Annotated in this window: 21 protein-coding genes; 9 read left to right on the forward strand and 12 right to left on the reverse strand. The window is 72.6% G+C overall.

What is annotated here, in order from left to right; translation table 11 throughout:
• Positions 1 to 19: 19 nt before the first annotated feature.
• Positions 20 to 655, forward strand: a complete 636-nt coding sequence (locus F8O02_RS02325; RefSeq protein WP_225734061.1) for a nucleotidyltransferase family protein — start codon at positions 20 to 22, stop codon at positions 653 to 655.
• Here the strand turns inward: F8O02_RS02325 and uraH are convergent.
• From uraH to F8O02_RS02375, 10 genes are all read right to left on the reverse strand, one after another.
• Complete coding sequence (gene uraH, locus F8O02_RS02330) at positions 640 to 960, reverse strand: hydroxyisourate hydrolase (RefSeq protein ID WP_158035609.1); 321 nt, start codon at positions 958 to 960, stop codon at positions 640 to 642. The genes F8O02_RS02325 and uraH overlap by 16 nt on opposite strands.
• Entirely contained in the window at positions 957 to 1,631 is a 675-nt protein-coding gene (locus F8O02_RS02335; protein ID WP_158035610.1) for a 2-oxo-4-hydroxy-4-carboxy-5-ureidoimidazoline decarboxylase, read from the reverse strand. The genes uraH and F8O02_RS02335 overlap by 4 nt, the downstream gene beginning before the upstream one ends.
• On the reverse strand, positions 1,628 to 2,491 hold the full coding sequence (locus tag F8O02_RS02340; RefSeq protein ID WP_158035611.1) for a MurR/RpiR family transcriptional regulator: 864 nt from the start codon (positions 2,489 to 2,491) through the stop codon (positions 1,628 to 1,630). Before F8O02_RS02340 ends, F8O02_RS02335 begins: the two co-directional genes overlap by 4 nt.
• Entirely contained in the window at positions 2,488 to 3,864 is a 1,377-nt protein-coding gene (locus F8O02_RS02345; RefSeq protein WP_158035612.1) for a M20 family metallo-hydrolase, read from the reverse strand. The genes F8O02_RS02340 and F8O02_RS02345 overlap by 4 nt, the downstream gene beginning before the upstream one ends.
• Positions 3,848 to 5,107 carry a pyridoxal-phosphate-dependent aminotransferase family protein gene (locus F8O02_RS02350; RefSeq protein ID WP_179416211.1) on the reverse strand — a complete coding sequence of 420 codons (1,260 nt, stop codon included), beginning with the start codon at positions 5,105 to 5,107 and terminating at the stop codon, positions 3,848 to 3,850. Before F8O02_RS02350 ends, F8O02_RS02345 begins: the two co-directional genes overlap by 17 nt.
• A gap of 204 nt (positions 5,108 to 5,311) precedes the next feature.
• Positions 5,312 to 6,640 carry a threonine/serine exporter family protein gene (locus F8O02_RS02355; RefSeq protein WP_179416210.1) on the reverse strand — a complete coding sequence of 443 codons (1,329 nt, stop codon included), beginning with the start codon at positions 6,638 to 6,640 and terminating at the stop codon, positions 5,312 to 5,314.
• A gap of 137 nt (positions 6,641 to 6,777) precedes the next feature.
• Entirely contained in the window at positions 6,778 to 7,338 is a 561-nt protein-coding gene (locus tag F8O02_RS02360; protein WP_158035614.1) for a hypothetical protein, read from the reverse strand.
• A 128-nt stretch (positions 7,339 to 7,466) separates the two neighbouring features.
• On the reverse strand, positions 7,467 to 8,741 hold the full coding sequence (locus F8O02_RS02365; protein WP_158035615.1) for an ABC transporter permease: 1,275 nt from the start codon (positions 8,739 to 8,741) through the stop codon (positions 7,467 to 7,469).
• Positions 8,738 to 9,637: an ABC transporter ATP-binding protein gene (locus F8O02_RS02370; protein ID WP_318655764.1), complete on the reverse strand. Its 900-nt coding sequence runs from the start codon at positions 9,635 to 9,637 to the stop codon at positions 8,738 to 8,740. The genes F8O02_RS02365 and F8O02_RS02370 overlap by 4 nt, the downstream gene beginning before the upstream one ends.
• Complete coding sequence (locus tag F8O02_RS02375) at positions 9,627 to 10,994, reverse strand: efflux RND transporter periplasmic adaptor subunit (RefSeq protein ID WP_179416209.1); 1,368 nt, start codon at positions 10,992 to 10,994, stop codon at positions 9,627 to 9,629. The genes F8O02_RS02370 and F8O02_RS02375 overlap by 11 nt, the downstream gene beginning before the upstream one ends.
• Positions 10,995 to 11,203: 209 nt before the next feature.
• Here F8O02_RS02375 and F8O02_RS02380 point away from each other — a divergent pair, with 209 nt between their 5' ends.
• Complete coding sequence (locus F8O02_RS02380) at positions 11,204 to 11,935, forward strand: hypothetical protein (RefSeq protein WP_158035618.1); 732 nt, start codon at positions 11,204 to 11,206, stop codon at positions 11,933 to 11,935.
• 86 nt (positions 11,936 to 12,021) lie between these two features.
• On the forward strand, positions 12,022 to 12,531 hold the full coding sequence (locus F8O02_RS02385; RefSeq protein ID WP_158035619.1) for a hypothetical protein: 510 nt from the start codon (positions 12,022 to 12,024) through the stop codon (positions 12,529 to 12,531).
• On the opposite strand, the gene F8O02_RS02390 is transcribed toward F8O02_RS02385, so the two are convergent.
• On the reverse strand, positions 12,510 to 14,183 hold the full coding sequence (locus F8O02_RS02390; RefSeq protein ID WP_158035620.1) for a CYTH and CHAD domain-containing protein: 1,674 nt from the start codon (positions 14,181 to 14,183) through the stop codon (positions 12,510 to 12,512). The genes F8O02_RS02385 and F8O02_RS02390 overlap by 22 nt on opposite strands.
• A 236-nt stretch (positions 14,184 to 14,419) precedes the next feature.
• Here F8O02_RS02390 and F8O02_RS02395 point away from each other — a divergent pair, with 236 nt between their 5' ends.
• The 4 genes from F8O02_RS02395 to F8O02_RS02410 all read left to right on the forward strand — a co-directional run bounded on the left by F8O02_RS02395 (position 14,420) and on the right by F8O02_RS02410 (position 18,695).
• Positions 14,420 to 14,893, forward strand: coding sequence for an Hsp20/alpha crystallin family protein (locus F8O02_RS02395; RefSeq protein ID WP_158035621.1), 474 nt, complete (start codon positions 14,420 to 14,422; stop codon positions 14,891 to 14,893).
• A gap of 292 nt (positions 14,894 to 15,185) precedes the next feature.
• Positions 15,186 to 16,907 carry a circularly permuted type 2 ATP-grasp protein gene (locus F8O02_RS02400; protein WP_158035622.1) on the forward strand — a complete coding sequence of 574 codons (1,722 nt, stop codon included), beginning with the start codon at positions 15,186 to 15,188 and terminating at the stop codon, positions 16,905 to 16,907.
• Positions 16,888 to 17,817 carry an alpha-E domain-containing protein gene (locus F8O02_RS02405; protein ID WP_158035623.1) on the forward strand — a complete coding sequence of 310 codons (930 nt, stop codon included), beginning with the start codon at positions 16,888 to 16,890 and terminating at the stop codon, positions 17,815 to 17,817. The genes F8O02_RS02400 and F8O02_RS02405 overlap by 20 nt, the downstream gene beginning before the upstream one ends.
• The gene (locus tag F8O02_RS02410; RefSeq protein ID WP_158035624.1) at positions 17,814 to 18,695 is read left to right on the forward strand and encodes a transglutaminase family protein; all 882 of its coding nucleotides are present in this window, start codon (positions 17,814 to 17,816) and stop codon (positions 18,693 to 18,695) included. The genes F8O02_RS02405 and F8O02_RS02410 overlap by 4 nt, the downstream gene beginning before the upstream one ends.
• A gap of 90 nt (positions 18,696 to 18,785) precedes the next feature.
• On the opposite strand, the gene F8O02_RS02415 is transcribed toward F8O02_RS02410, so the two are convergent.
• Complete coding sequence (locus F8O02_RS02415; RefSeq protein WP_158035625.1) at positions 18,786 to 19,319, reverse strand: flavin reductase family protein; 534 nt, start codon at positions 19,317 to 19,319, stop codon at positions 18,786 to 18,788.
• A gap of 453 nt (positions 19,320 to 19,772) precedes the next feature.
• Here F8O02_RS02415 and F8O02_RS02420 point away from each other — a divergent pair, with 453 nt between their 5' ends.
• A complete protein-coding gene (locus F8O02_RS02420) occupies positions 19,773 to 21,209 on the forward strand; it encodes an LLM class flavin-dependent oxidoreductase (RefSeq protein WP_158035626.1) in 1,437 nt (478 codons plus the stop codon).
• Positions 21,210 to 21,214: 5 nt separating this feature from the next.
• Positions 21,215 to 21,358 carry a hypothetical protein gene (locus F8O02_RS08980; RefSeq protein ID WP_179416208.1) on the forward strand — a complete coding sequence of 48 codons (144 nt, stop codon included), beginning with the start codon at positions 21,215 to 21,217 and terminating at the stop codon, positions 21,356 to 21,358.
• Positions 21,359 to 21,551: the final 193 nt, after the last annotated feature.

Consider the following 21,551-nt stretch of genomic DNA (forward strand, 5'->3'; position numbering starts at 1 on the left):
ATGTGCTTGGCTGGACGGCATGGACGAGGACGGTGCCGCGATGACGTCGGCGGGTCGCGCCGGGGCGGACGCGCGCGCCGCGGGGATCCTGCTCGCCGCCGGCGCGGGCAGCCGGATGGGCCGCCCCAAGGCGCTCGTCGACGACTGGCTCGCCCGGGCGGCCCGACTGCAGATGGCGGCCGGGCTCGACCCGGTGGTCGTCGTGCTCGGCGCGCGCGCGGACGAGGCGCTCGCCCGGCTGCCCGGCGACCCCCGGGTCGTGCCGGTCGTCGCCCGGGAGTGGGCCAGCGGGCAGTCCGCCTCCCTGCGCGCCGGCCTGCGGTGGCTGGCGGCGCACGCCGACGGGGTCGTCGGCGCGGTCGTCTCGCTCGTCGATCTGCCGCGGATGCGCGTCGAGGCGTTCGAGCGGGTGCTCGCCGTGGCCCGCGGGGCGGCCGATCCCGCCGGCGCGCTCGTGCGCGCCCGGCACGCAGAGGGGCCCGGGCATCCGGTGTGGCTCGGCCGGGCGCACTGGGCGGCGATCGTCGCGGGCGCGCACGGGGACGAGGGCGCGCGCGGACACCTCGCGACGCATCCCGTGCGATGGGCGGACTGCCGCGACCTCGCCTGCGGCCGGGACGTCGACCGCCGCCCGGGACATCAGCTGCCCCGGTAGGTCGTGTAGGAGTAGGGGCTCAGCAGCAGCGGCACGTGCAGGTGGGGCTCGCCGGCCGTCTGGAACGCGACGGTCACGCTCGGATGGAAGCTCTCGCGGCCCTGCGCCCGGTGCCAGGCCCCGGTCGCGAAGCGCAGCGCGTACTCGCCGGCCGGCAGCTGCCCGGCCAGGTCGCCGACGCGTCCGTCGGCGTCGGTGCGCCCGCCGGCGAGCGCCTCGCCGGCCGCATCGAGCAGGGTGACGGCCATCCCCTCCGCCGGGCGGCCGTTCGTCGCGTCGAGCACATGGGTGCTGATCGTGGTCATCGGGGCCCCTCTCCGGCGTGTGGGGCGCCGTCGCCGGCCCCGGGCGCGTCCGGTGCTGGTGTGACTGGCGTCGGTGCGCCCGGTGCTGGCGCGTCTGGCGCCGGCGCGGCCGGCGAGCCCGCCTCGGCGAGGGACGCGACCCGCAGCAGGGTGATCTCCTCCAGCTGCCGCTCGGTCTCGGCGCGCTCGCCGGCCGGATCGAGCTGCAGCCGGCGCTCCAGCTCGGCGAGGATCTCCCGCTGCGAGCGGCCCGCCGCGCGGATGAGGAACACGTGCCCGTACCGGCGCTCGTACGCGCGGTTGCCGGCCGCCAGCCGGGCGGCCACGGCCGCCTGGTCGTCCGCGTCCGCGGTGATCGCGGCCTGCTCCCGGTCGGAGAACCCGGCGCCGGGTCCCGTCGCCCGCTCGCCGATGGGCGGGTGGCCGGCGAGCGCCAGGTCGAGCTCGGCGTCCGAGAGCGGCAGCGCGGCCCGCGCCGCGGTGACGAGCCGCTGAGCGGTCGGGGCCGCGTCCCCCGTGTCGGCCAGCCGGTCGAGGACGCGGTCGACCCAGCCGGGCACGGCCAGGCACCGGGTCAGCGGCTGCGTCAGCCGGTCGTGCAGCCGTCGGCGCAGGGCGGCGCGCGTGGACGCGTCGGGCTTCGCGGACACCGGGTGCGGGGTGTCGGTCATGGTCGCCTCCGTCGGGTCGGGCGCTCGAGCTCCTCGAGCGCGGTGAACAGGTCGTCGATCGCGGCGACGCGTGCGGGCACGTCCGGCATGACGTCCGCGACGGCGTCGGCCAGCAGCTCCGCGAGGGCGAACGCGGCGGTGTAGCTGGCGAGGGCCGGCCCGTCGGCGACGTCGGCCTCGAACAGCGTCACCGGGCCGGCCGCCGGCAGGATCGTGCGCGCCGTGGAGTCGCCGATGACGACGACCGTCACGTTCCGGTCGGCCAGGGCGGCGAGCAGCGGGGCGACGACGGGGGGACGGCGGCGCATCGCGATGACGATCGCAACGTCCTCGGGTGCGAGATCCGCGAGCTCCTCGGCGATGGTCTGCCCGGGCAGCGCCGCGAGCGCGACCCCGCCGCGCAGCTGCAGCAGCTGCTCGCGCAGGTGCAGGGCGATCGGGTGACTGTTGCGCAGGCCGGCGACCACGACCCGGCGGGCGTCGCGCACGCGGGCGGCCGCCTCGCGCAGCGCGTCGCCGTCGACGCGGGCGAGCGTGCGCCGCAGGACGTCCTGCTGCCGCTGCACATGGGCGGCGAGCCCGGACGGGGCGGGCGCGGCGGCTGGGCGGCCCGGCGCGTGGGCGGCGGCGACCGCGCCGCGGAACGCGCGTGCGCCGGGGTAGCCGAGCCGGCGGACGAGCCGGCTGAGCGTGGGCGGGGAGACCCCGGCCCGGTCGGCCAGCTCCGCCGACGAGTACAGCGGCACGTCGGTGAGGTGCTCGAGCAGGAACGTCGCCGCCCGCCGCTCGGCGTCGGTGAGCGTGTCATACGCGGCGGCGATGGCCTGCGCGGGGTCCGGGGCGGGGAGGCCGGCCGTCATCGTCCGCCCCCTCCCCGCACAGCGACGAGCAAGGCGGCCCGCTCGAACGCGTCCAGCGCGCGCGCGACGTCATCGAGGGTGACCGCCTCGGCCGCGTTGTGACTGATTCCGCCCCGGCAGCGGATGAACATCATCGCCATGTCGGTGATCCCCGCCATCGCCATCGCGTCGTGGCCGGCCACGCTGAACAGCTCCAGCGGGCGCTGCTCGCCGGTGGTCTCCGTGATGCCCTGCTCGACCGCCGCGCGCAGCCCGGGTGCGCACGTGACGGTCGCCGCCCGGTGCGTGTCGGCCATCTCAAGCTCGAGGCCTCCTGCGGTGCAGATCCGCAGCAGCTCTTGGCGGATCCGCTCGATCTCCGCGTCCCGGCGGGCATCGTCGTCGGTGCGGTAGTCGAGACTGAACTCGGCGCTGCCGGGCACGACGTTGACGGCGTCGGGGGCGACGGCGATGTGCCCGACCGTGGCCGAGGCGCCGGTGCGCTCGGCGAGGTCCATGATCGCGGTGATCGCCCGGCTCGCGCCGAGAAGCGCATCGTGGCGCAGGTCATACGGGGTGCCCGCGTGCCGTGCCTCGCCGCGCAGCCGGATGCGCATCCGGCGAGCGCCGGCAATGCCGGTGACGACCCCCAGAGACTGGCCGGCCCGCTCGAGGAACGGCCGCTGCTCGATGTGGGCCTCCAGATAGGCGGCGATCGAGGCAGGGTCCCGTGCCGCGTCCCCGACCCGTTCGGCGGACAGGCCGAAGCCGCGCAGCGCATCGGGCACGGAGACCCCGCGGGCGTCGGTGGCCGTCCACCAGGCGTCATCCGGATCACCGGCGACCGCGCGCGAGCCCATCAGCGCGGTGCCGAACCGGGTGCCCTCCTCGTCAGTGAACGCCACGACCTCGAGCGCCACGGGCATCTCGTGCCAGCGCTCCTGCACCCGACGCACGACGTGCAGGGCGAGCAGCACGCCGAGCACGCCGTCGTAGCGGCCAGCGCCGGGCACCGTGTCGAGATGCGAGCCGAGCACGAGCGCTGGCAGTCCCGGATCGCGACCCTCGATGCGCCCCCACAGGTTGCCCACCGCGTCCTGCCGGGTGCGCATGCCGAGCTCTTGCATCCAGGTGGCCGCGAGCGTGTTCGCCATGCGGTGCTCGCGGCTGAGGCTCACCCGCTCGATGCCCTCCGGGTCCGCGCTCAGCGCCGCGAGCTGGTCGCAGCGCCTGAGGATGTGCCGAGCCTCCGAGAGGGTCTCGGGGCTGATCTCCCCGGGCTGCGCGAGCGGCCGCAGCGGGGTCGTGAGCTCCTCGACGGTCGGCGCCTCGGTGCTCGCCGCCCAGTCCGTCGCGGCGGGGGCGGGACGGCTGGGGTCAGTCGGCGAGGGCATGGGCGTCGTACCAGTCCTGGGCGGCGGACACCCCGGCCGCGGGGTCGCGGTGGCGGGTGCCGAGGCGGGCGAGCACCGCGCCGAGCGCGGCGAGCGTGGTGAGCACCGTGTCCTCGCGGGCGTTGTAGCCCATCACGCCCACGCGCCAGATGCGGCCGGCGAGCGGACCGAACGAGGTGCCGATCTCGATGCCGAACCGCGACAGCAGCATCCCCCGCACCGCCTCGCCGTCGACGTCGTCTGGGATCACCGCGCCGATCACGTTGTGCATGCGGTGCGTCTGGTCGCCGAACAGCTCGAGCCCCAGCCCCTGCAGCCCGACCGCCATCGCCGCCCCGTGCCGTGCGTGACGGGCCACGGCGTGGTCCATGCCCTCCAGCACGAGCAGCCGCGCGCACTCGCGGGCGGCGTACAGCATCGCTGTGGCCTCGGTATGATGGTTCAGCCGGCGCGGCCCCCAGTAGTCGATGATCTGGCCGAGATCCAGGTAGTTCGAGCGGATCACATCGCCGTCGACCCGGTCGCCCGGGGCGCGGATGCCGGCCTCCACCCGCGACCGCGTCCGCACGACCGCCACCGCGCGGTCGGAGAGGCTCACCGGGGAGGCGCCGGAGGGCCCGGCCAGGCACTTCTGCAGCCCGGCGCTGGCGGCGTCCACGCACCAGTCGTCCATCTCGAACGGGTTGCCGCCCAGCGAGGCGGTCGTGTCCGTGTACAACAGCACGCCGCGCTCGCGGCAGGCGGGCCCGATCTGGTCGAGGGGCTGGGCGATCGTCGTTGCGGTGTCACCGTGCACGATCGCGACCAGGCGCGGATGCACCCGGTCGATCTCGTCGATCACGCGCTGCTGGTCGAAGGCCCGTCCCCACTCCTCGTCGATGGTGTGGACCTCGGCGCCGGCGCGGGAGGCGATCTCCGCGAGCAGTCCGCCGAAGCGGCCGAACACCGGGACGAGCACCCGGTCGCCCGGGGCGATCAGGCTCACGATGGCGGCCTCGATCCCCGCCCGGGAGGTGCCGTCGACGACGAGGGTCGCGTCGTTGGCGGTGCGGAAGACCGTGCGGTACAGCTCCATCGTCTGCGTCATGAACGCGGTCATCGCCGGGTCGAATTGGCCGATCAGCGGGCTGGCGAGCACCTGCGAGACGCGGGGGTCGGCGTTGATCGGGCCGGGGCCCATCAGCAGCCGGGTGGGCGGGGTCAGCGGGGCGAGCGCCTCGGGCGACGGGTCTGGAGCGGTCATGGCAGCCTCCTTCGTCGCCGGGCGGGCCGCTCGTGCGGTACGGGCCCCGAACCCGGCAGTGGAATCAGGATTTCGCCGAGGAGTCTACTGAAAGACTGTTTCAGTCTGGTTACGCGGGTGCCGGGATGCGACCGCGCAGGACCCGGCCGTCGTCGGGGCCGATGGGCCTGCGTCAGACGGGGAGGGCGGCCTCGCCGGCCGTGCTCAGCCGCGCAGGTGGTCGAACGACCACTCCCGCTCGGTGAGCAGGCGGGCGATCGTGAGCCCCACCGCCAGCGCCATGATCGCCGCGAGCGCCTGCACTCCGTGCTCGGCGGCCGGCACGATGTCCCCGGCCTGCAGATACACGAGCGAGCGGTAGGCGCTCGACCCGGGCACCATGATGAGCACCGCCGGCACGGTGAGGGTGATGCGCGGGGCGTCGAGGCGGGTGGCGATCACCCAGGCGAGCAGACCGACGAGCAAGGCGGCGAGCCCGGTGGCCAGCTGGGCGGGCCAGCCCACGTCGCCGGCGGCCAGGCGCAGCGCGTTGGCGACTGCGCCCACCCCGGCGGCGCCGAGCGCGATCGGGAAGGGTGTGTTGAACATCATCGCGAACCCGGTGACCGCGATGAACCCGGCGATGAGACGGGAGCCCGCCAGCACCCACAGCGGCCAGTCAGGGGTGGGGGCCACGGTCGGCTGCAGTGCGAAGGCCTCGGCCACTCCCCAGGCACCCAGTGATACGGCGGCGAGCACGAGGGTCGCGTACGCGAGCCGGCCGATCGCGGAGCTGAGATCGAGCCGAGCGAGGTCGAGGGTCGCGGTGACGAGCGGGAACCCGGGCACGAGCAGCAGCAGTGCCGAGGTGAATCCGGCATCGTGCTGGGGGCTGACCTGGCCGCTCAGGGCGGCGAGCGCCCCGGTGAAGACCACATAGCCGAGTGCGGCGACGAGGCCGGCGACACCGTACATGGCCAGCTGGTTGATCCGCATCCGGGTGAGAGTGACGCGCACCCACTGGGCGATCGCGACCGACAAGGCCACTCCCAGACACTCCTGCCAGCCGCCGTTGTTGAGGAACGCGAATCCGGAGCAGGCCATCACCGCGGCGATGAGCGTCAGCCAGGTGGGGTAGTGGCGGGGTCGGCCGGCGATGCGGTCGAGGCGGCGGTCGAGCTCGTCGGGCATCATCCCGGCAGGCATGTGGTGGGAGAGCCGTTCGAGCTCGACGATGCGGTCGGAGTCGACTCCGCCGACGCGCACCTCGGCGACGCGGGTGCGGAAGATCATGCCGCGGAAGAACGTGGTGACGATCTCGGTGGCCGTCACCTGGGTGTGCAGCGAGGTGATGCCGAGCGCGCGGGCCGCCCGCGACATCGCCTGCTTGATGCGGAACGAGCTCGACCCCGCCTGCAGCATCATCATGCCCAGTCGCATGATCGCGTTGGACTTCTCGATCAGGTGCACGGGCTCCAGCGAGATCTCGCCGGTGGGGGAGGGATCGCCGGGGGTGTCGGGAGCGGTGGGGCTGTCGGGGGTGTGGTGCCGCATGGGCGTCATTCTCCCACCGACGGCCGGTCGTCCGCCGGTGACCTCGGGGCACGGGCGCGGTCGGACCGGATGGGGCGGTCTCGACGGAGGCCGCCCCGTCATCGGTGCCCGATCCGGGCCATGCCCTCGAGTCGGGGTCAGGCCGCGGCGGAGAGCGCCTGCTGCGTGCCGCTCGAGCGGTGGCTCGAGGTCTGGCTGCTGGAATCGGACGACCCCGAGTCAGACGAGCCGGAGTCCGACCCGCCGCCCTGCGGAGGCTGGCCGCCCTCACCCATCTGGGGCATCTCGCCACCCTCACCCATCTGGGGCATCTGCATCTGCCCGCCGGGCCCCTGTTGCGAGCTGGAGCTCTTGGTGACGAGCGTGCCGACCAGGAACCCCAGCCCGAAGAGGATGACGGCGACAAGCACGATGCCGATCCACTTGCTGATTGTGCGCTTGCGGCTGGCGCTGCCGGGCGCCGTCGGCGCCGGCTGGACGGGCGGCTGGACGCCGCCGCCGCCCGTGGCGGCTGAAGCGCCGGCTGGTGCGGCGACGCCGGTCTGCTGCGTGGGCCGCTGCGGCGGGGCCGCCGGGGTCGCTTCCGGGGTGCTCTGCGGCCAGGGCTGGCCGGCGGGCTGTCCTGCCGGGGTCGCCGGTGTGGCGGGCTGCTGCCCGGTGGATCCGGTACCGCCGTTCGGCTGCTGTGGACTGGTCATCTGCGTGCTCCTTCTCTTCTGGGGCCCTTCTGGGCTCTGGGCTGTTCTGTGCTCTGGGCGTCTGCACATGACGCACCGTCCGGGTCGGGATGTCGTGGGGCTCGTCCTCGTCGTGGTTCGTGGTCGGGTCATTCGGCTCGCAGTGCCTGGATTGGTCGCATCCGGGCGGCCCGGGCGGCCGGATACGCCCCGAAGAACACGCCGATCGCGACCGAGACGTCCAGTGCGAGCGGGATGGACCAGACGAGCACGACCGGCTGGGTGCCGTTGATCTCGAAGTGCGCGCCGATGAGTGCCAGGGCGACGCCGAGCAGGCCGCCACCCAGCGTCAGCACCGCCGCCTCCACCAGGAACTGGGCGAGGATCACCCCGCGGGTCGCGCCGAGCGCCTTGCGGATGCCGATCTCGCGGGTGCGCTCGGTGACCGAGACGAGCATCACGTTCGTCACGCCGATGCCGCCGACGAGCAGACTGATCGCCGCAACCGCGCCGAGCAGGGTGGTGAAGCTCTGCGCACTGGCGGCCTGGGTCTTCAACAGCGATGACTGGTTGACGATCTGGTACGGGCTCGAGCTCGACGAGCTCGAGCCGCTGCGCGAGGACGATCCGCTGCCCGCATCCGACGACCCCTGCGTCCCGCTCGCGCTCGACGACGAGGACGACACCTCGAGCAGCTGGTCGAGCAGCACCTCGAGCTCGCCCTCTGCGGCGTCGACGGAGTCGGCGTCGGTGGCGGTGACGGTCAGCGTGCTGATGTCGTCGAAGCCGGTGAACGAGCGCTGCACGCGGGCGAGCGGGGCGATGACGACCGAGTCGGCGTCAGCCGTGCTGGTCGACGACTGCGCGGCCATAATGCCTTTGACGGTGTAGGCGGTGCCGTCGATGTCGATCGTCGAGCCCAGTGCGGCGCGCGCCGAGCCGAACAGGTCGGTCGCGGTGGTCTGGCCGAGCACCACGACCTTGGATGCCAGCTCGTCGTCGGCGTCGGTGAAGGGCGAGCCCGAGGCGACCTCGTGCGTGCCGAGTGTGAAGTAGTCGGCGGTGGTGCCGATCACTGACACGCTGTCGCTGGAGGTGCCGTCGGCCGAGACGGTCTGCGACGTGCTCACCTGGGGGATCACCTTGGCGACGTGGCCGAGCCCGGCGGCGGCGACGCGGTCGGCGACGTCGGTGGTCAGCCCCTGCGACGAGGACGAGCCCTGCTGCGTGGCGCGGACGGTCAGCGTCGTCGTGCCGAGGCTGTTGATCTGGCTCTGGATCTCGGTGGCCGACCCGTTGCCCACGGCGAGCAGCAGGATCACGCTGGCGACGCTGATGAGCACGCCGAGCATCGTCAGGACCGAGCGCAGCGGGTTCGCGGCCACGCCGTGCCAGGCGGAGCGGAGGATCTCGGCGGGGTTCATGCGGTCTCCTGCACCGGTACGGTCGAGACCGCGGTGATCGGCATCGGTGTGGTCTGGAGCCACGTGGTCTGGGGTCGCGCGGCATGCGCGCCGTGGGGCGGCTGCGCGCCCCCGTCCGCCACGGGCTGGTCGACGGGTGTCGCGGCGCGGGCCGCCTGGGCGGCGCGGACGCGATCGGCACGGTGCATGTCCGCCCCGGTCGCGCGGTCGGCGACGATGCGGCCGTCGCACAGGACGAGGACGCGGTCGGCTCGTTCGGCCACGTCGTCCTCGTGCGTGATCATCACGATCGTGCGGCCGCCGACGGCGAGCTCGTCGAACAGGTCGAGCACGTCGTTCGTCGCGACGCTGTCGAGGTTGCCGGTGGGCTCGTCGGCGAGGATGATCGCTGGCTCGGTGACGACGGCGCGGGCGAGTGCGACGCGCTGCTGCTGGCCGCCCGAGAGCTGCTGGGGGATGTGGTCGGCGCGCTGGGCGAGCCCCACGCGCTCCAGTGCCCGGGCCGCGCGCTCGTGCCGCTCGGCCCGGCCGACTCCGCCGTAGACGAGGGGCAGCTCGACGTTCGCCTGCGCGGTCATCTTCGGGATGAGGTTGAACGCCTGGAAGACGAACCCGATCTTGCGGTTGCGCACGTGCGCGAGCTCGTTCTCGGCCAGGTCGGCGACGTCGACGCCGTCGATGCGGTAGACGCCGCCGCTGGCGACGTCGAGGCAGCCGAGCACGTTCATGATCGTCGACTTGCCCGAGCCCGACGGGCCCATGATCGCGATGTACTCGCCGCGGTGCACGTCGAGGCTGACGCCCTTGAGCGCGTGCACCACGCTCTCGCCGGTGCCGTAGACCTGCTCCACCTGCTCGAGGCGCAGCACGACGTCGCCGGTCTGGTCAGTTGCCACCGGGACCACCGCCCATCCCGCCCTGGGGCATCTCGCCGCCGGAGCCGCTCATGCCGCTCATGCCGCCGGAGCCGCTCATGCTCCCGCTCGACGAGCCGGAGCTCGAGCTGCTCGAGTTCGACGACGACTCCTCCGAGACGGTGCCGATGACGACCCGCTGTCCGGCGGTCAGCCCCGACGTGATGACCGTGCCCTCGTCACCGACGAGCCCGGTGGTCACCGGGACGGTGGACGTGTTCCCGCTGTCGTCGACGACGTCGACGGTCGACGTGTCGCCATCGGTGGTGATCGCCGCGGACGGGACGTACAGGGCGTCGGTCGCCGAGCTCGCCGTGGTGATCGTGGCGGTGGCGCTGCTGCCGATCCTGGCCCCGTCGGGCACCGAGTCCAGCTTGATCACGGTGGCGAAGGTGACCACCGAGTTGCTGGTGGTGCCGGTGGGGGAGATGCTGTAGACCGTCGCGTCGACGGTGGTGTCGTCCACGGCCGGCAGGGTGACCGTCGCGGCCTGGCCGACCTGCACGCTCGCGATGTCGGCCTCCGGCACGGATGCGGAGATCGTGTAGCCGGACGTGTCGGCGATCGTGACCACGGACGTCGACGAGCCGGAGCCGCTGGACGAGCTCGATCCGCTCGACGTGCTGGAGCCGCTCGTTCCCGACCCGCCGCTGGCCGTGGAGCCCGTCGTGCTCGATCCGCTCGACGAGGAGGAGGTCGAGCTCGACGAGCTCGACGAACCGCCGGAGACGCTCTGCCCGACCGTGCCGTCGACAGCGACGACGAGCCCGGCGATCGGGGCGGTGAGCGTGGCCGCGGCTCGATTCTGCTGTGCCTCCGTGAGCGCCCGGGTGGCGGTGGTGACGGTGGTCTGCGCCTGTTCGACACCGCTCTGCGCAGAGTCGACCTCCTGGGTGCTCACCGTCGTGGTGGTCTCGCCCGTACGCTGGTCGGTCGTCGTGGTGCCGGCCTCGGCCTCGGAGAGCTGGGTCTGCGCGCGGGTCAGCGCGTTCCTCGCGTTCGTGAGCGTCGTCTTCGCGTCGCTCACCGCGGTGTCGAGATCGGCCGTCTCAAGGGTGGCGATCGTCTGCCCTTTCTCGACCGTCTGCCCGACGGACACGTCGACCGTGGCGATCGTGCCGCTCGTCTCGAACGCCGCGTCCGTCTCGCTCAACGCGGCGAGGTTGCCGGAGGCGGTGATGCTCGTGCTCACCGTGCCCTGCTGCACGGTCGAGGTGAGCTGGCTGGCGGAGGCCGTGGAGCCACTGGAGGGCTGCAGCACCAACCAGGCGGTCACGGCGATGGCCACGACACCGGCGGCGAGGCCCGTGTTGGCGAGCACAGGTTTCGAGATTCGCATGCGCTCATGCTCCCGGGCCAGCATATGCGCCGGCTGGAACTTTTTGTCGATTGTCTGTGGACGCCGGCCCTCGACTCCGGCGGGGATGCGGCCGGGCCCGGCAGTCGACAGCGCGCTCCCAGCATGCGCACAGTGGCATCCGCCAGCGTGCAGGACACGGACGGCGTCGGAGTGCCGGACCGGAGCCATGCGCCACAGAGAGGGGACCGATGCGAGCCGAGCGCTTCGCTGCGACCTGCCGGCGCGACGCCCACCACGTGGAACGACGGGGAGACCGCGTCGACGCGATGATGCTGCCCGCGCGCAGCTTCTCGCACGCCTGGGGCGAGCTGCTGCTCGACTGGGCCGCCGGCGAGCCGATCACCTCGGTGCGGGTGGGACGCCTCGCGGACGCCTACCAGCCGTGGTTCGAGACGGTCGCCGAGAGTGTCTCGCGCCAGCTCGCCCGCTCGCTGGAGCCCGGCGCGGCCGCCCGACTGCTCGCCTCGCTCGGCGAGTACGGCTTCCACCGCATCAACACCCGGGTGCTGCCCGCGTGGGTCGCGCTCGCGAGCGAGCCCGAGCCCGGTGACACGATCCTGTCGTGGCAGGCCGGTGCGGCCGCCGCGGCGGAGCGGCTCGACCGGGACGCGGACGCGTTCGGCGCCGCCTGGCGCGCGCTCGCGGCGGCGGACGTGCTCGTCCCCGCGGACGCGGCGGCCCTGAGCGCGTGGTCCGCCCGTCTCGACGGGGAGCTGCGCCGGTTCACCGCGGCACTGCGGCGACTGCCGGCGGACGCGGTGCTGCTGCCCGCCCCCGAGCAGCTGCGGGTGAGGCAGACGACCCCGTGCGAGGCGGTGCTGATCCGGCCACGGGCGCGAGACGTCATCCCGCTGCCTGACCAGTCGGGCGGGGCGGAGCAGCCGGATGGGGCCGGTCAGCCGGGCGAGGCGGGGCGATGAGGGCGCGTCGGCATCCGCGGCGACGATGGCCGGATGTCGCCAGGCAGCCTGCAGACCTCAGGTGGACGGCGCCACGGCATCCCGACATGACCGCGCCGAGGCCGCCACGGCACCGGCGCGGGCTCTCCCATCGCGCGCTCGCGGTGCGCTGGGCTGTGCTGGTGCTCGTCGTCGGCGTCCTCGTGTGGGGTGTGACCGGCGTGGCCGGGCTTGTCCGCCCAGTGCGCTCCGCCGACGTCGCCGCCGGTGAGAACGACGTCGATGACGCCGGTGAGGACGGCACCGTCACGGATGGCGATGGGGCCGCCCCGGACGGTGACGCAGAGGGCGACGGGGCTGACGGTGCGGACGATGGCGCGGCCGCCTCGGCGTCCGCCACTGCGCAGGCCGAGGCGGCCGAGCTCTCCGCCCTCGAGACCCGGCTGCGCGCCCAGCTCGCCGGGTACACCGCGACGTACTCGGTGACCGTGCGCCTGCTGACCGGCTCCGAGGGCACGATCTCGATCGACGGCACGACCGAGCGTGAGCCGGCCAGCAGCATCAAGGTGATGATCGCCGTGATCTCCGCGACCGTCTACGCCGCGCTCGTGGGGTGAGGGGGTCCGTCCTGCCGGCCGAGCGCGCGGTCGGCCGCGGCGAGCAGACGATCCCGGGTGTCGCCGTAGGTGGTGAGATCGGCCGCGGCCCGACGGCGGGCGTCGAGTGCGAGGGCGAGATACGGCTCGGCCAGGTCGGGCGACCGGCGCGCCTCGGCGTCGGTCGTGGCCACCGCGAGCACGTGTGCGGCGAACAGCGTGTCGTCGCGCTGGTCGCCCAGCAGATCTTGCAGCCGCTTCGCCGCGTGGGAGAGCGCAGTCGCGGCCACATCCGACAACGGGCCGTCGTCGCCCGGCAGTGGCACCGCGCCGAGCGCGTCGGCGGCATAGCGGATGCGGCGGGCGTCCTTACGCACGAGGTGCAGCGCCGCCTCCAGCGCGGCGGCCTGCGCGGGGGAGACCCCGTGACCGGGCAGCCCGGCCCACAGCGTGACCAGTGCGTCGTCGTCGGTGCGCAGGGCGGCGACCGCGTCGGCGAGCAGTCTCTGCAGCGTCCGCCGGGCGGGTGCCCGGCCGAGGTCGGTCGCCGCGTCGGGGGTGACGAGCGCGCCCAGCAGTCGGGCGATCTCCTGCCGGCGCCGCTCGGTGAGCACGCGGGTCAGCCGGAGGTGCTCCGCGGTGTAGGTGTCGCGGGCCGGGGCGACGAGCGTGCGCTCGAGGCGGCGGGCGGAGGCGTCCTGCGGCAGGCCGGCCACGCGGCGGGCGGCGTCCCGGGCGCGCACCTCGGCATCCCTGGCCCGGCCCAGATCGGCGCCGAGCCGCTTGAGCGCCCGACGGGCACGACGGCGGGGGCGGTCGGCGAACAGGGGGCCGAACGTGTCGAGCATGCTGCGCAGCCGACGCACCCGGATGCGCGCCTGGTGTACGCCGTCGGGGCGGTCGGCGATCGCCGCGTCGAGCTGCTCGTCGAGCTCGCCGGCCAGCGTCGTCACGACCGGGCCGAGTGCCCCCGCCGCCGTGTCGCGCGCGAGCCGGTCGAGCCCGAGGGTGTGCTGCAGCTTCGCCACGGCGGCCGACGGGCGCGCGCCGGATCGGATCAGCAGTGCCGTGAGCGCGTCGAGCAGTCGCGCACCCTCGCCGCCCGGGGCGTCGTCGAGACGCTCGTCGAGCTCGGTCTCCCATTCCCGCCAGCGGCGCACCGTGCCGTCGCGCAGGTCGGTGCCCTGTACGACGTCGTCGGCGATCTCGACCGACCGGCGGTCCGCGGCGTCGAACAGGTCGGTCGCGGTGCGCTCGGTGCGGATGCGGGCGATGGGGTGCAGGGCGGCGCTGAGGGCGGCGTCCCCGGTCATCTCGCAGATCGCATCGACGAGGCCCTGGGGTGGGGTGTCCGGGGCGTCGGGGTCGATCGGCCAGTGTCGCTCGACCCGACCATGGGCGGCGGTGGCCTTCACGTGCCACCCGGCGTCGTGGCCGCCGGTACGCCGACGAACGGCGATCCGCTCGCGCATCAGGGCGAGGTCGTCGGTGTCGAGGTAGACGGCGTCGAGGTGCGCGACCGGCGACCGGCGGGCGCGGGCCACACCGTCGATGGCGGTGGCGTCCGGCAGTTCGGCCGAGACGGGCACGTCGAACTTCCGTTCGATCTCGACGTGGCGGGCGCCGGGGGCCTCGGTCGGGGGCTCGGGAGCGGATGCGCGGTCGGTGCTCATGCTCCCAGCGTAGCCGTCTGCTCCCAGCACAGCCGCCTGTTGCCGGCCCCGGTGCCGCGGTTCGAAAAATCTGAGCCGACTTCGCTCAACTCTGGAATACTCTCGTGGCCGGCGTGTTGTATCCACTGCACCGCCGAGGAGAGATCCCCGACGGAGCGAGGTTTCAGACAGCGGCGACGGGCCAGGTGCCCGGCGCCCCGGCTCGGGAGAGCCGGCACGAGAGAGGAAGATGCGTTATGGCCATGGTGTTCGATCCGTTCCGCGAGGTCGAGCGGATGATGACGGGGTACGGGGTGCAGCCGAAGGGCATGCCGATCGACCTGTACCGTGAGGGGGATCACTTCGTGCTCGTCGCGGACATCCCGGGCGTCGACCCGGACTCGATCGACATAGATCTGGACGGCCAGCAGCTGTCCATCCGCGCCGAGCGCACCGCGCACGTCGGCGAGGACGTGCAGTGGATCGCACACGAGCGGCCGGTCGGTTCCTACCTGCGGCAGCTGACCTTGGGTGACGGGCTCGATGTCGAGCACATCAGCGCCGCCTACGAGGACGGCGTGCTGACGCTGACCATCCCGGTCAGCGAGAAGGCGAAGCCGCGGAAGATCCAGGTCGCCACGAAGAGCGCCGGGACGGCACCGAAGGTGGTCTCCACCGACGCGAAGCCGGCAGAGCAGCCCACCCAGGCGGAGACGGCCGAGCAGCACTGATCGTCTTCGCCGGACGGGCGGTCATGATCGCACGGCGCTGACGGCGCTGACGGCGTGCGGACGCGGTATCGCCCCGACAGGTGACATGCGGATGAGCGGGGCGCGGGTGACAGGCCCGCGCCCCGCTTCGTCTGTTCACCGCGGTGGCGGCCGACGGTGGCATGTGTCGGTCGGCGCCTTCCCAGCCCGCCCGTAACATTCGCGACACATCCGCCTGCGACACTGCAGGGGTCCGGTCCAGGCGGGCGCGCTCTCCCGCATCCGCCGGTGTCCGGCGGAGGGGAGTGCGCGCATGAGCGATCTGTTCGCCGGATACGGCGTCTCGGCGGCGGCCCGGTCCCTCGGGGTCGACTGCTGGGACGAGGTGTTCTCCACTCCGCCGGACGAGGCCGGCGCAGGCGGCGTCGCGCGGCCGAAGTACCGGCATCTCGTCGACATCCTCGACGAGATGCCCCGCGGGGAGCTCGCCAGCCGCATCGAGGCGCTCGCGAACTCCTATCTCACCCAGGGCGTCACCTTCGACTTCGCCGGCGAGGAGCGGCCCTTCCCGATCGACCCGATCCCGCGGGTGATCGAGGCGACCGAGTGGCGGCACATCGAGACGGGCATCGCCCAGCGCGTCCGCGCCCTGGAGGCCCTGCTCGACGACGTGTACGGGCCGCAGCGGGCGGTCGCCGACGGGGTCATCCCCGCCCATCTGATCGCCTCGTCGAAGCACTACCACCGGCAGGCCGTGGGCGTGCACCCGGCCAACGGCGTGCGCATCCAGGTCGCCGGCATCGACCTGATCCGCGACGGCGGGGGCACGCTGCGGGCGCTCGAGGACAACGTCCGCGTGCCCAGCGGCGTCAGCTACGTGATGTCGAACCGCAGCGTGATGGCCCAGTCGCTGCCGGAGCTGTTCGGCACGAAGACCGTGCGGCCGGTCACCGAGTACCCGATGCGGCTGCTCGCGGCCCTGCGCGCCGCCGCCCCGGAGGGCGTGGCCGACCCCACCGTCGTCGTGCTCACCCCCGGCATGTACAACTCCGCGTACTACGAGCACGCGCTGCTCGCCCGGCGGATGGGCGTCGAGCTCGTCGAGGGCCGCGACCTGTTCTGCACCGACGGTCGCGTGTACATGCGCACGACCTCCGGCCCCCAGCGGGTCGACGTCATCTACAAGCGCCTCGACGACGAGTTCGTCGACCCGCTGAACTTCCGCGCCGACTCGGTGCTCGGCTCGCCGGGGATGATGCTCGCCGCCCGCCTCGGCAACGTCACGATCGCCAACGCGGTCGGCAACGGCGTCGCCGACGACAAACTCATGTACACGTATGTGCCGGATCTCATCCGCTACTACCTCGCCGAGGAGCCGATCATCCCGAACGTGCCCACCTGGCGGCTGGAGGAGCCGGACCAGCTGGCCGAGGTGCTCGACCGGCTCGACGAGGTCGTGGTCAAGCCCGTCGACGGCTCGGGCGGCAAGGGGCTCATGATGGGGCCGACGGCGTCGCGTGAGGAGCTCGACCGGATGCGCCGCCGGCTGCGCCGCGACCCGCGCGGGTGGATCGCCCAGCCGGTCGTGATGCTCTCCACGATCCCGAGCGTCGTCGAGGATGGCGTGCGCCCCCGCCATGTTGACCTGCGGCCGTTCGCGGTCAACGACGGCGAGGACGTGTGGGTGCTTCCCGGTGGGCTCACCCGTGTGGCCCTGCCCGAGGGGCAGCTCGTGGTTAACTCCTCGCAGGGTGGCGGGTCGAAGGACACCTGGGTGCTCGGCTCGCCGGTGCAGGCGGCCCTCAAGCACGAACTCGCGCATGACGAGGGGCTGGCCGAGGACGCGCCCGCCGTGTCCGCCCCGCGCCTCACCCCGGCCGGGGCGCACGCCGGCGGCGATCTCACCGACCCGGAGCAGGGGCCCGCGGCCGAGCCGGCCCTGCGCCGGCAGCAGGAGCAGGAGCAGCAGCAGGCCCGCGTTCCCGCGGGCGAGACCGGAGAAGAGGAGGCCCGCCATGCTGTCGCGGATCGCTGAGAGCCTGTTCTGGATCGGCCGTTACGTGGAGCGCTCGGACGGCACCGCCCGACTGCTCGACGTGCACCTGCAGCTGCTGCTCGAGGATCCCTGGGTCGAGGAGTCCCGGGCGTGCACGGCGCTGCTCGGCGTGATGGGCAGCGCCCCCGAGACGTACAACACCCTGTGCCGCGCCGACGTGCTGCGGCTGCTTGGCACCGACCGCGCCCAGCCCTCGTCGATCGCCGCGTCGCTGTGGGCCGCCCGCGAGAACGCCCGCGGTGCCCGCGACGTGCTGCCGAGTGAGCTGTGGGAGGCGCTCAACACCACGGTCAAGCGGCTGCCCCGGCGGGTGCGCGAGGACAAGACCCATGACTTCTTCCGCTACGTGCGCGAGCGGGCCGCCCTCGTGTTCGGGCTCATCGACTCGAACATCAGCCGTGACGACCTGTGGCGGCTGATCACCCTGGGGCGCAGCATCGAGCACGTCGACATGACGGCCCGGCTGCTGGCGACCCGGTCGCTGACGGAGGCGAGCGGGCCGTCCTGGGCGACGATCCTGCGCTCGGTCGGCGGCTACGAGGCGTTCCAGCACACCTTCCGCGGCCAGCCCGGCAGCCGGCACGCGGTGGAGTTCCTGCTGCTCGACCAGTTGTTCCCCCGGTCGATCCTGCACTCGCTCAACCGCGCGATCGACGCACTGACCGGGCTCGACCCGAGCGACCGGCGCATCGGCGTCGGCTCCGACGCACGCCGCGTGCTCGGCTGGGTGCGCAGCCAGCTCGAGTACGCGCCCGTCGACCGACTGGTCGAGGACCTGCCGCGCCTGATGGTCGCGGTGCAGAACGGGATGCAGCAGGCCACGGAGGCCATCCGAGACCGGTTCTTCCCGGTGAACCCGGACCCGGCATGGATCGGAGAGAGCGCATGAGACGCCTGCGCATCGAACACCGCACGGGCTACCGCTACGACGCGGTCGCCAACGCCTCCTACAACGAGGCGCGGATGCTGCCCGCGGCCGACCCCGGCCAGATCGTGCTCGCCTCCCGTCTCGACATCCGCGCCGACCGGAGAGACGGCGCCGCCACCCGGCGCGGGGTGACCAGCCGGCACGAGTACCTCGACTACTACGGCACCCGGGTCACCTCGTTCGAGGTGCTCGCCCCGCACGACGCCCTCAGCCTCGTCGCCTCCAGCCTCGTGGAGGTGCGCCCGACGCCCGACGTCGGGGAGGACGCCTGCACCTGGGAGCGTCTCGCCGCGGTGGGCCAGTCGACCGTCGCGCTCAGCGAGCAGCTGCTGCCCACCGAGCGCACGGCGCCGCCCGTCGAGGTGGCGCGGATGGCGGAGGAGATCGCCGCGTCCGCGGCCACGCCCGCGCAGGCCGCGCACGAGATTCTTCATCGCGTCGGGGACGCGATGGAGTACGTGCAGGGCGTGACCGGGGTGGCGACCACCGCCGCTCAGGCGTGGGCGAAACGCAAGGGCGTCTGCCAGGACATCACGCACATCGCGCTCGGAGCGCTGCGCCGGGCGGGCATCCCGGCCCGATACGTCTCCGGGTACCTGCAGCCGAAGACCGACGCCGCGATCGGCGAGACTGTCGCGGGCGAGTCACACGCGTGGGTGGAGTGGTTCGACGGTGTCTGGCACGGGTACGACCCGACGAACCGCGTCGCGGTCGGCGACCGGCACGTGCGCGTGGGCCGCGGTCGTGACTATGGGGATGTCGCTCCGCTCCGCGGCGTGTTCTCGGGCGAGGGCGCCTCACACCTGTTCGTCTCGGTGGGGATCACCCGGGAGGCGTAGCGGGCGTCGACGGCCGGCCGCCGGGCGCAGCGACGGGCTGCTCTCGGCGGGCGGCGGTCAGCGCCGGTGCCGGTCGGCACCCCTGCCGGGTCAGTCGAGGGTGCGCACGCCGGAGGCGTGCCAGAGCAGGGGCCGGTGTTCCGGCTCCTCGTGTACGTGGCGCACCTCGAGCAGGGCGACGGTGTGATCGCCGGCGGCGATCTCGGCGTGCAGCACCGTCTCCAGGTGCACGGGCGAGCCGGCGAGCAGCAGGGCGTCGTGTGGGGTGACGATCGTGCCCACGCCGTCGAACCGGTGTGCCCGGTCGCGTCCGGCGAGCTGGCGGAGCACTCCCGCGTGCACCTCGCCGGCGTAGCTCACGCCGATGGCGGGCGCGGTGCGGATGCGCGGCCAGGTCTGCGACGATCGCTGCACGGCCACCGACACCAGCGGCGGATGCAGTGAGACGCCGACGGTGAATGACGAGGCGACCAACGCCTGTGGGCCGTCCTCGGTCTGCGCGCCCAGCACCACGACGCCGCTCGGGAAGGCCCCGAACACCCGGCGCAGGGTCTGGTCGTCGAGGTCGTCGGTCGATGTGACGGAGGCCTGTCTCGTGTCCGCCGTAGCCGGTGCGATGCTCATTCGCGGTCTCCTTCGTCTCCCTGTCGTGAGCAACGCTTCCACATGACGCCAGCGCACGGCTGGAATGTTGCGGATTGTTCCGGGGGGCAGGCAGCAGCGTGCCGGTGGCGAGGCTCGGGTGTACCGGCAAGACCGGCTCCCGCTTTCCCAAGCCCCGTGCCGGCGGTCGGATGGGCGTCGACGGTGCCGGGCCGAGCGAGAGGAACGGGACCCGGCTTGGGGCGGTTCCTCGCCTGATGATGAGCGGTGCCTGATGATGAGCGGTGCCTGATGATGAGCGGTCGTCTTCACCGAGACCGGACACGACCGCCGGTGGCATGCTGCACTCCGGAATGACGACAGGTGTGAATTCCCGGGGCTTCATATTGTGTAATGCGTTGAACATGGTGGGAGTGCGGTTGGCACAATCATTCGAACGGATCGATCCGCCGACCCGTGGAAAGGGATGAAGCAGTGACAGACCGGATCATTCTCAACGCATTCGACATGACCTGCGTCTCGCATCAGTCCGCGGGCACCTGGCGGCATCCGAAATCGCAGGCATATCGCTATAAAGACCTCGAATACTGGACTGATCTTGCGAGACTGCTCGAGGGCGCGAGATTCGACTCGATCTTTATCGCCGACGTGCTGGGGACGTATGACGTGTACCGTGGCTCGGTGGCGACGGCGCTGCGTGACGCTGATCAGGTGCCGGTGAATGACCCGTTTCTGCAGGTTCCCGCGATGGCCTTGGTCACCGACCGGATCGGCTTCGGCGTGACCGCCGCTCTGACCTATGAGCAGCCGTACGCCCTCGCCCGGAAGTTCGCCACGCTCGACCATCTCACCAAGGGGCGCGTGGCCTGGAACGTGGTGACCTCCTACCTCAACAGCGCCGCGGTGAATCTCGGGCTGAAACAGCAGATCCCCCATGACGAGCGCTACGAGATCGCCGAGGAGTTCGTCGACGTCACCTACAAGCTCTGGGAGGGCTCGTGGGAGGAGGAGGCCGTGCTCCGCGACCGCGAGCGCGGCGTGTTCACGGATCCCGCGAAGGTGCATCCGATCGAGCATCATGGGCGGTACTTCGATGTGCCGGGCATCGCGCTCACGGAGCCCTCGCCGCAGCGCACGCCGGTCATCTTCCAGGCCGGAGCCTCGCCGCGGGGCCAGCGGTTCGCGGCGAAGCACGGCGAGGGCGTGTTCATCTCGCCGGCCACGCCTGAGGGAGCTCGGAAGATCAGCGACGGGATCAGGAACGTCGCCGGCGAGTACGGACGTGACCCGCGCGATCTGAAGATCTTCGCCCTGGTCACGGTGATCGTCGACGAGACCGACGAGAAGGCCGAGCAGAAGTACCGCGAGTACCTCGGCCACTCTTCCGGGGAGGGCGTGCTCGCCCTCTACGGCGGCTGGAGCGGGATCGACTACTCTCAGTATTCGCCTGACGCGCCGCTTGAGGCAGTGGACAACGACAGCCTGCGCTCGGCGCTGGCGTCGCTGACCTCGATCGACTCGAAGACCCGCTGGACTGTCCGCGACATCGTCGAGCGACGCAGCATCGGCGGCATGGGCCCGGTCATCGTCGGCAGCCCGCAGACCGTCGCCGATGAGCTCGAGCGGTGGGTGGAGATCGGCGGGGTCGACGGGTTCAACTTCGCCTATGCGATCACCCCCGGGTCGTTCGAGGACCTCGTCGGCTACGTCGTCCCCGAGCTGCAGAAGCGTGGTCGCGCCCAGACGGAGTACGCCGGCGAGACCCTGCGCGAGCACCTGTACGGCGAGGGCCAGCGGCACACGCTCGACACGCACCCCTCCGCGGCGTACCGCGGGGCCTACGCGGGACGGCGCAGCGCCCTCGACGGCACGCGTCCTTCGCCGTTCGACGCCTCGGGACAGGACGCCTGAATGCATTGGACGACTTCACCGGTCAGCGCACGATCGGTACCCGGCGGAAGGACACCGACAACGTCAGGAAGCTCGTCAGCGCATTCCGGGATGAACGGGTGCGGGAATGGCAGCGTGACAGCGGGCAGGGCATTCTGAACCCGCTCTGATTCCTTTCCTTGATGTGCATTCCGAGATCGGGTTCGATCATGCCCGATCTCGAAATGCATGTCCGGGCTGATGGATCACGTAAAGATTCGCAATCATGACGCCTTGAGAATGCGGTTCGCATAACCTTCTGGAAAATGATTCCGAAGCTGCCGAGAGGGTGCCGGGAATCCACTGTTGTGGGGCGCATGGAAT

This window comes from Pseudoclavibacter caeni (genome assembly GCF_008831125.1).
Lineage (GTDB): Bacteria > Actinomycetota > Actinomycetes > Actinomycetales > Microbacteriaceae > Pseudoclavibacter_A > Pseudoclavibacter_A caeni.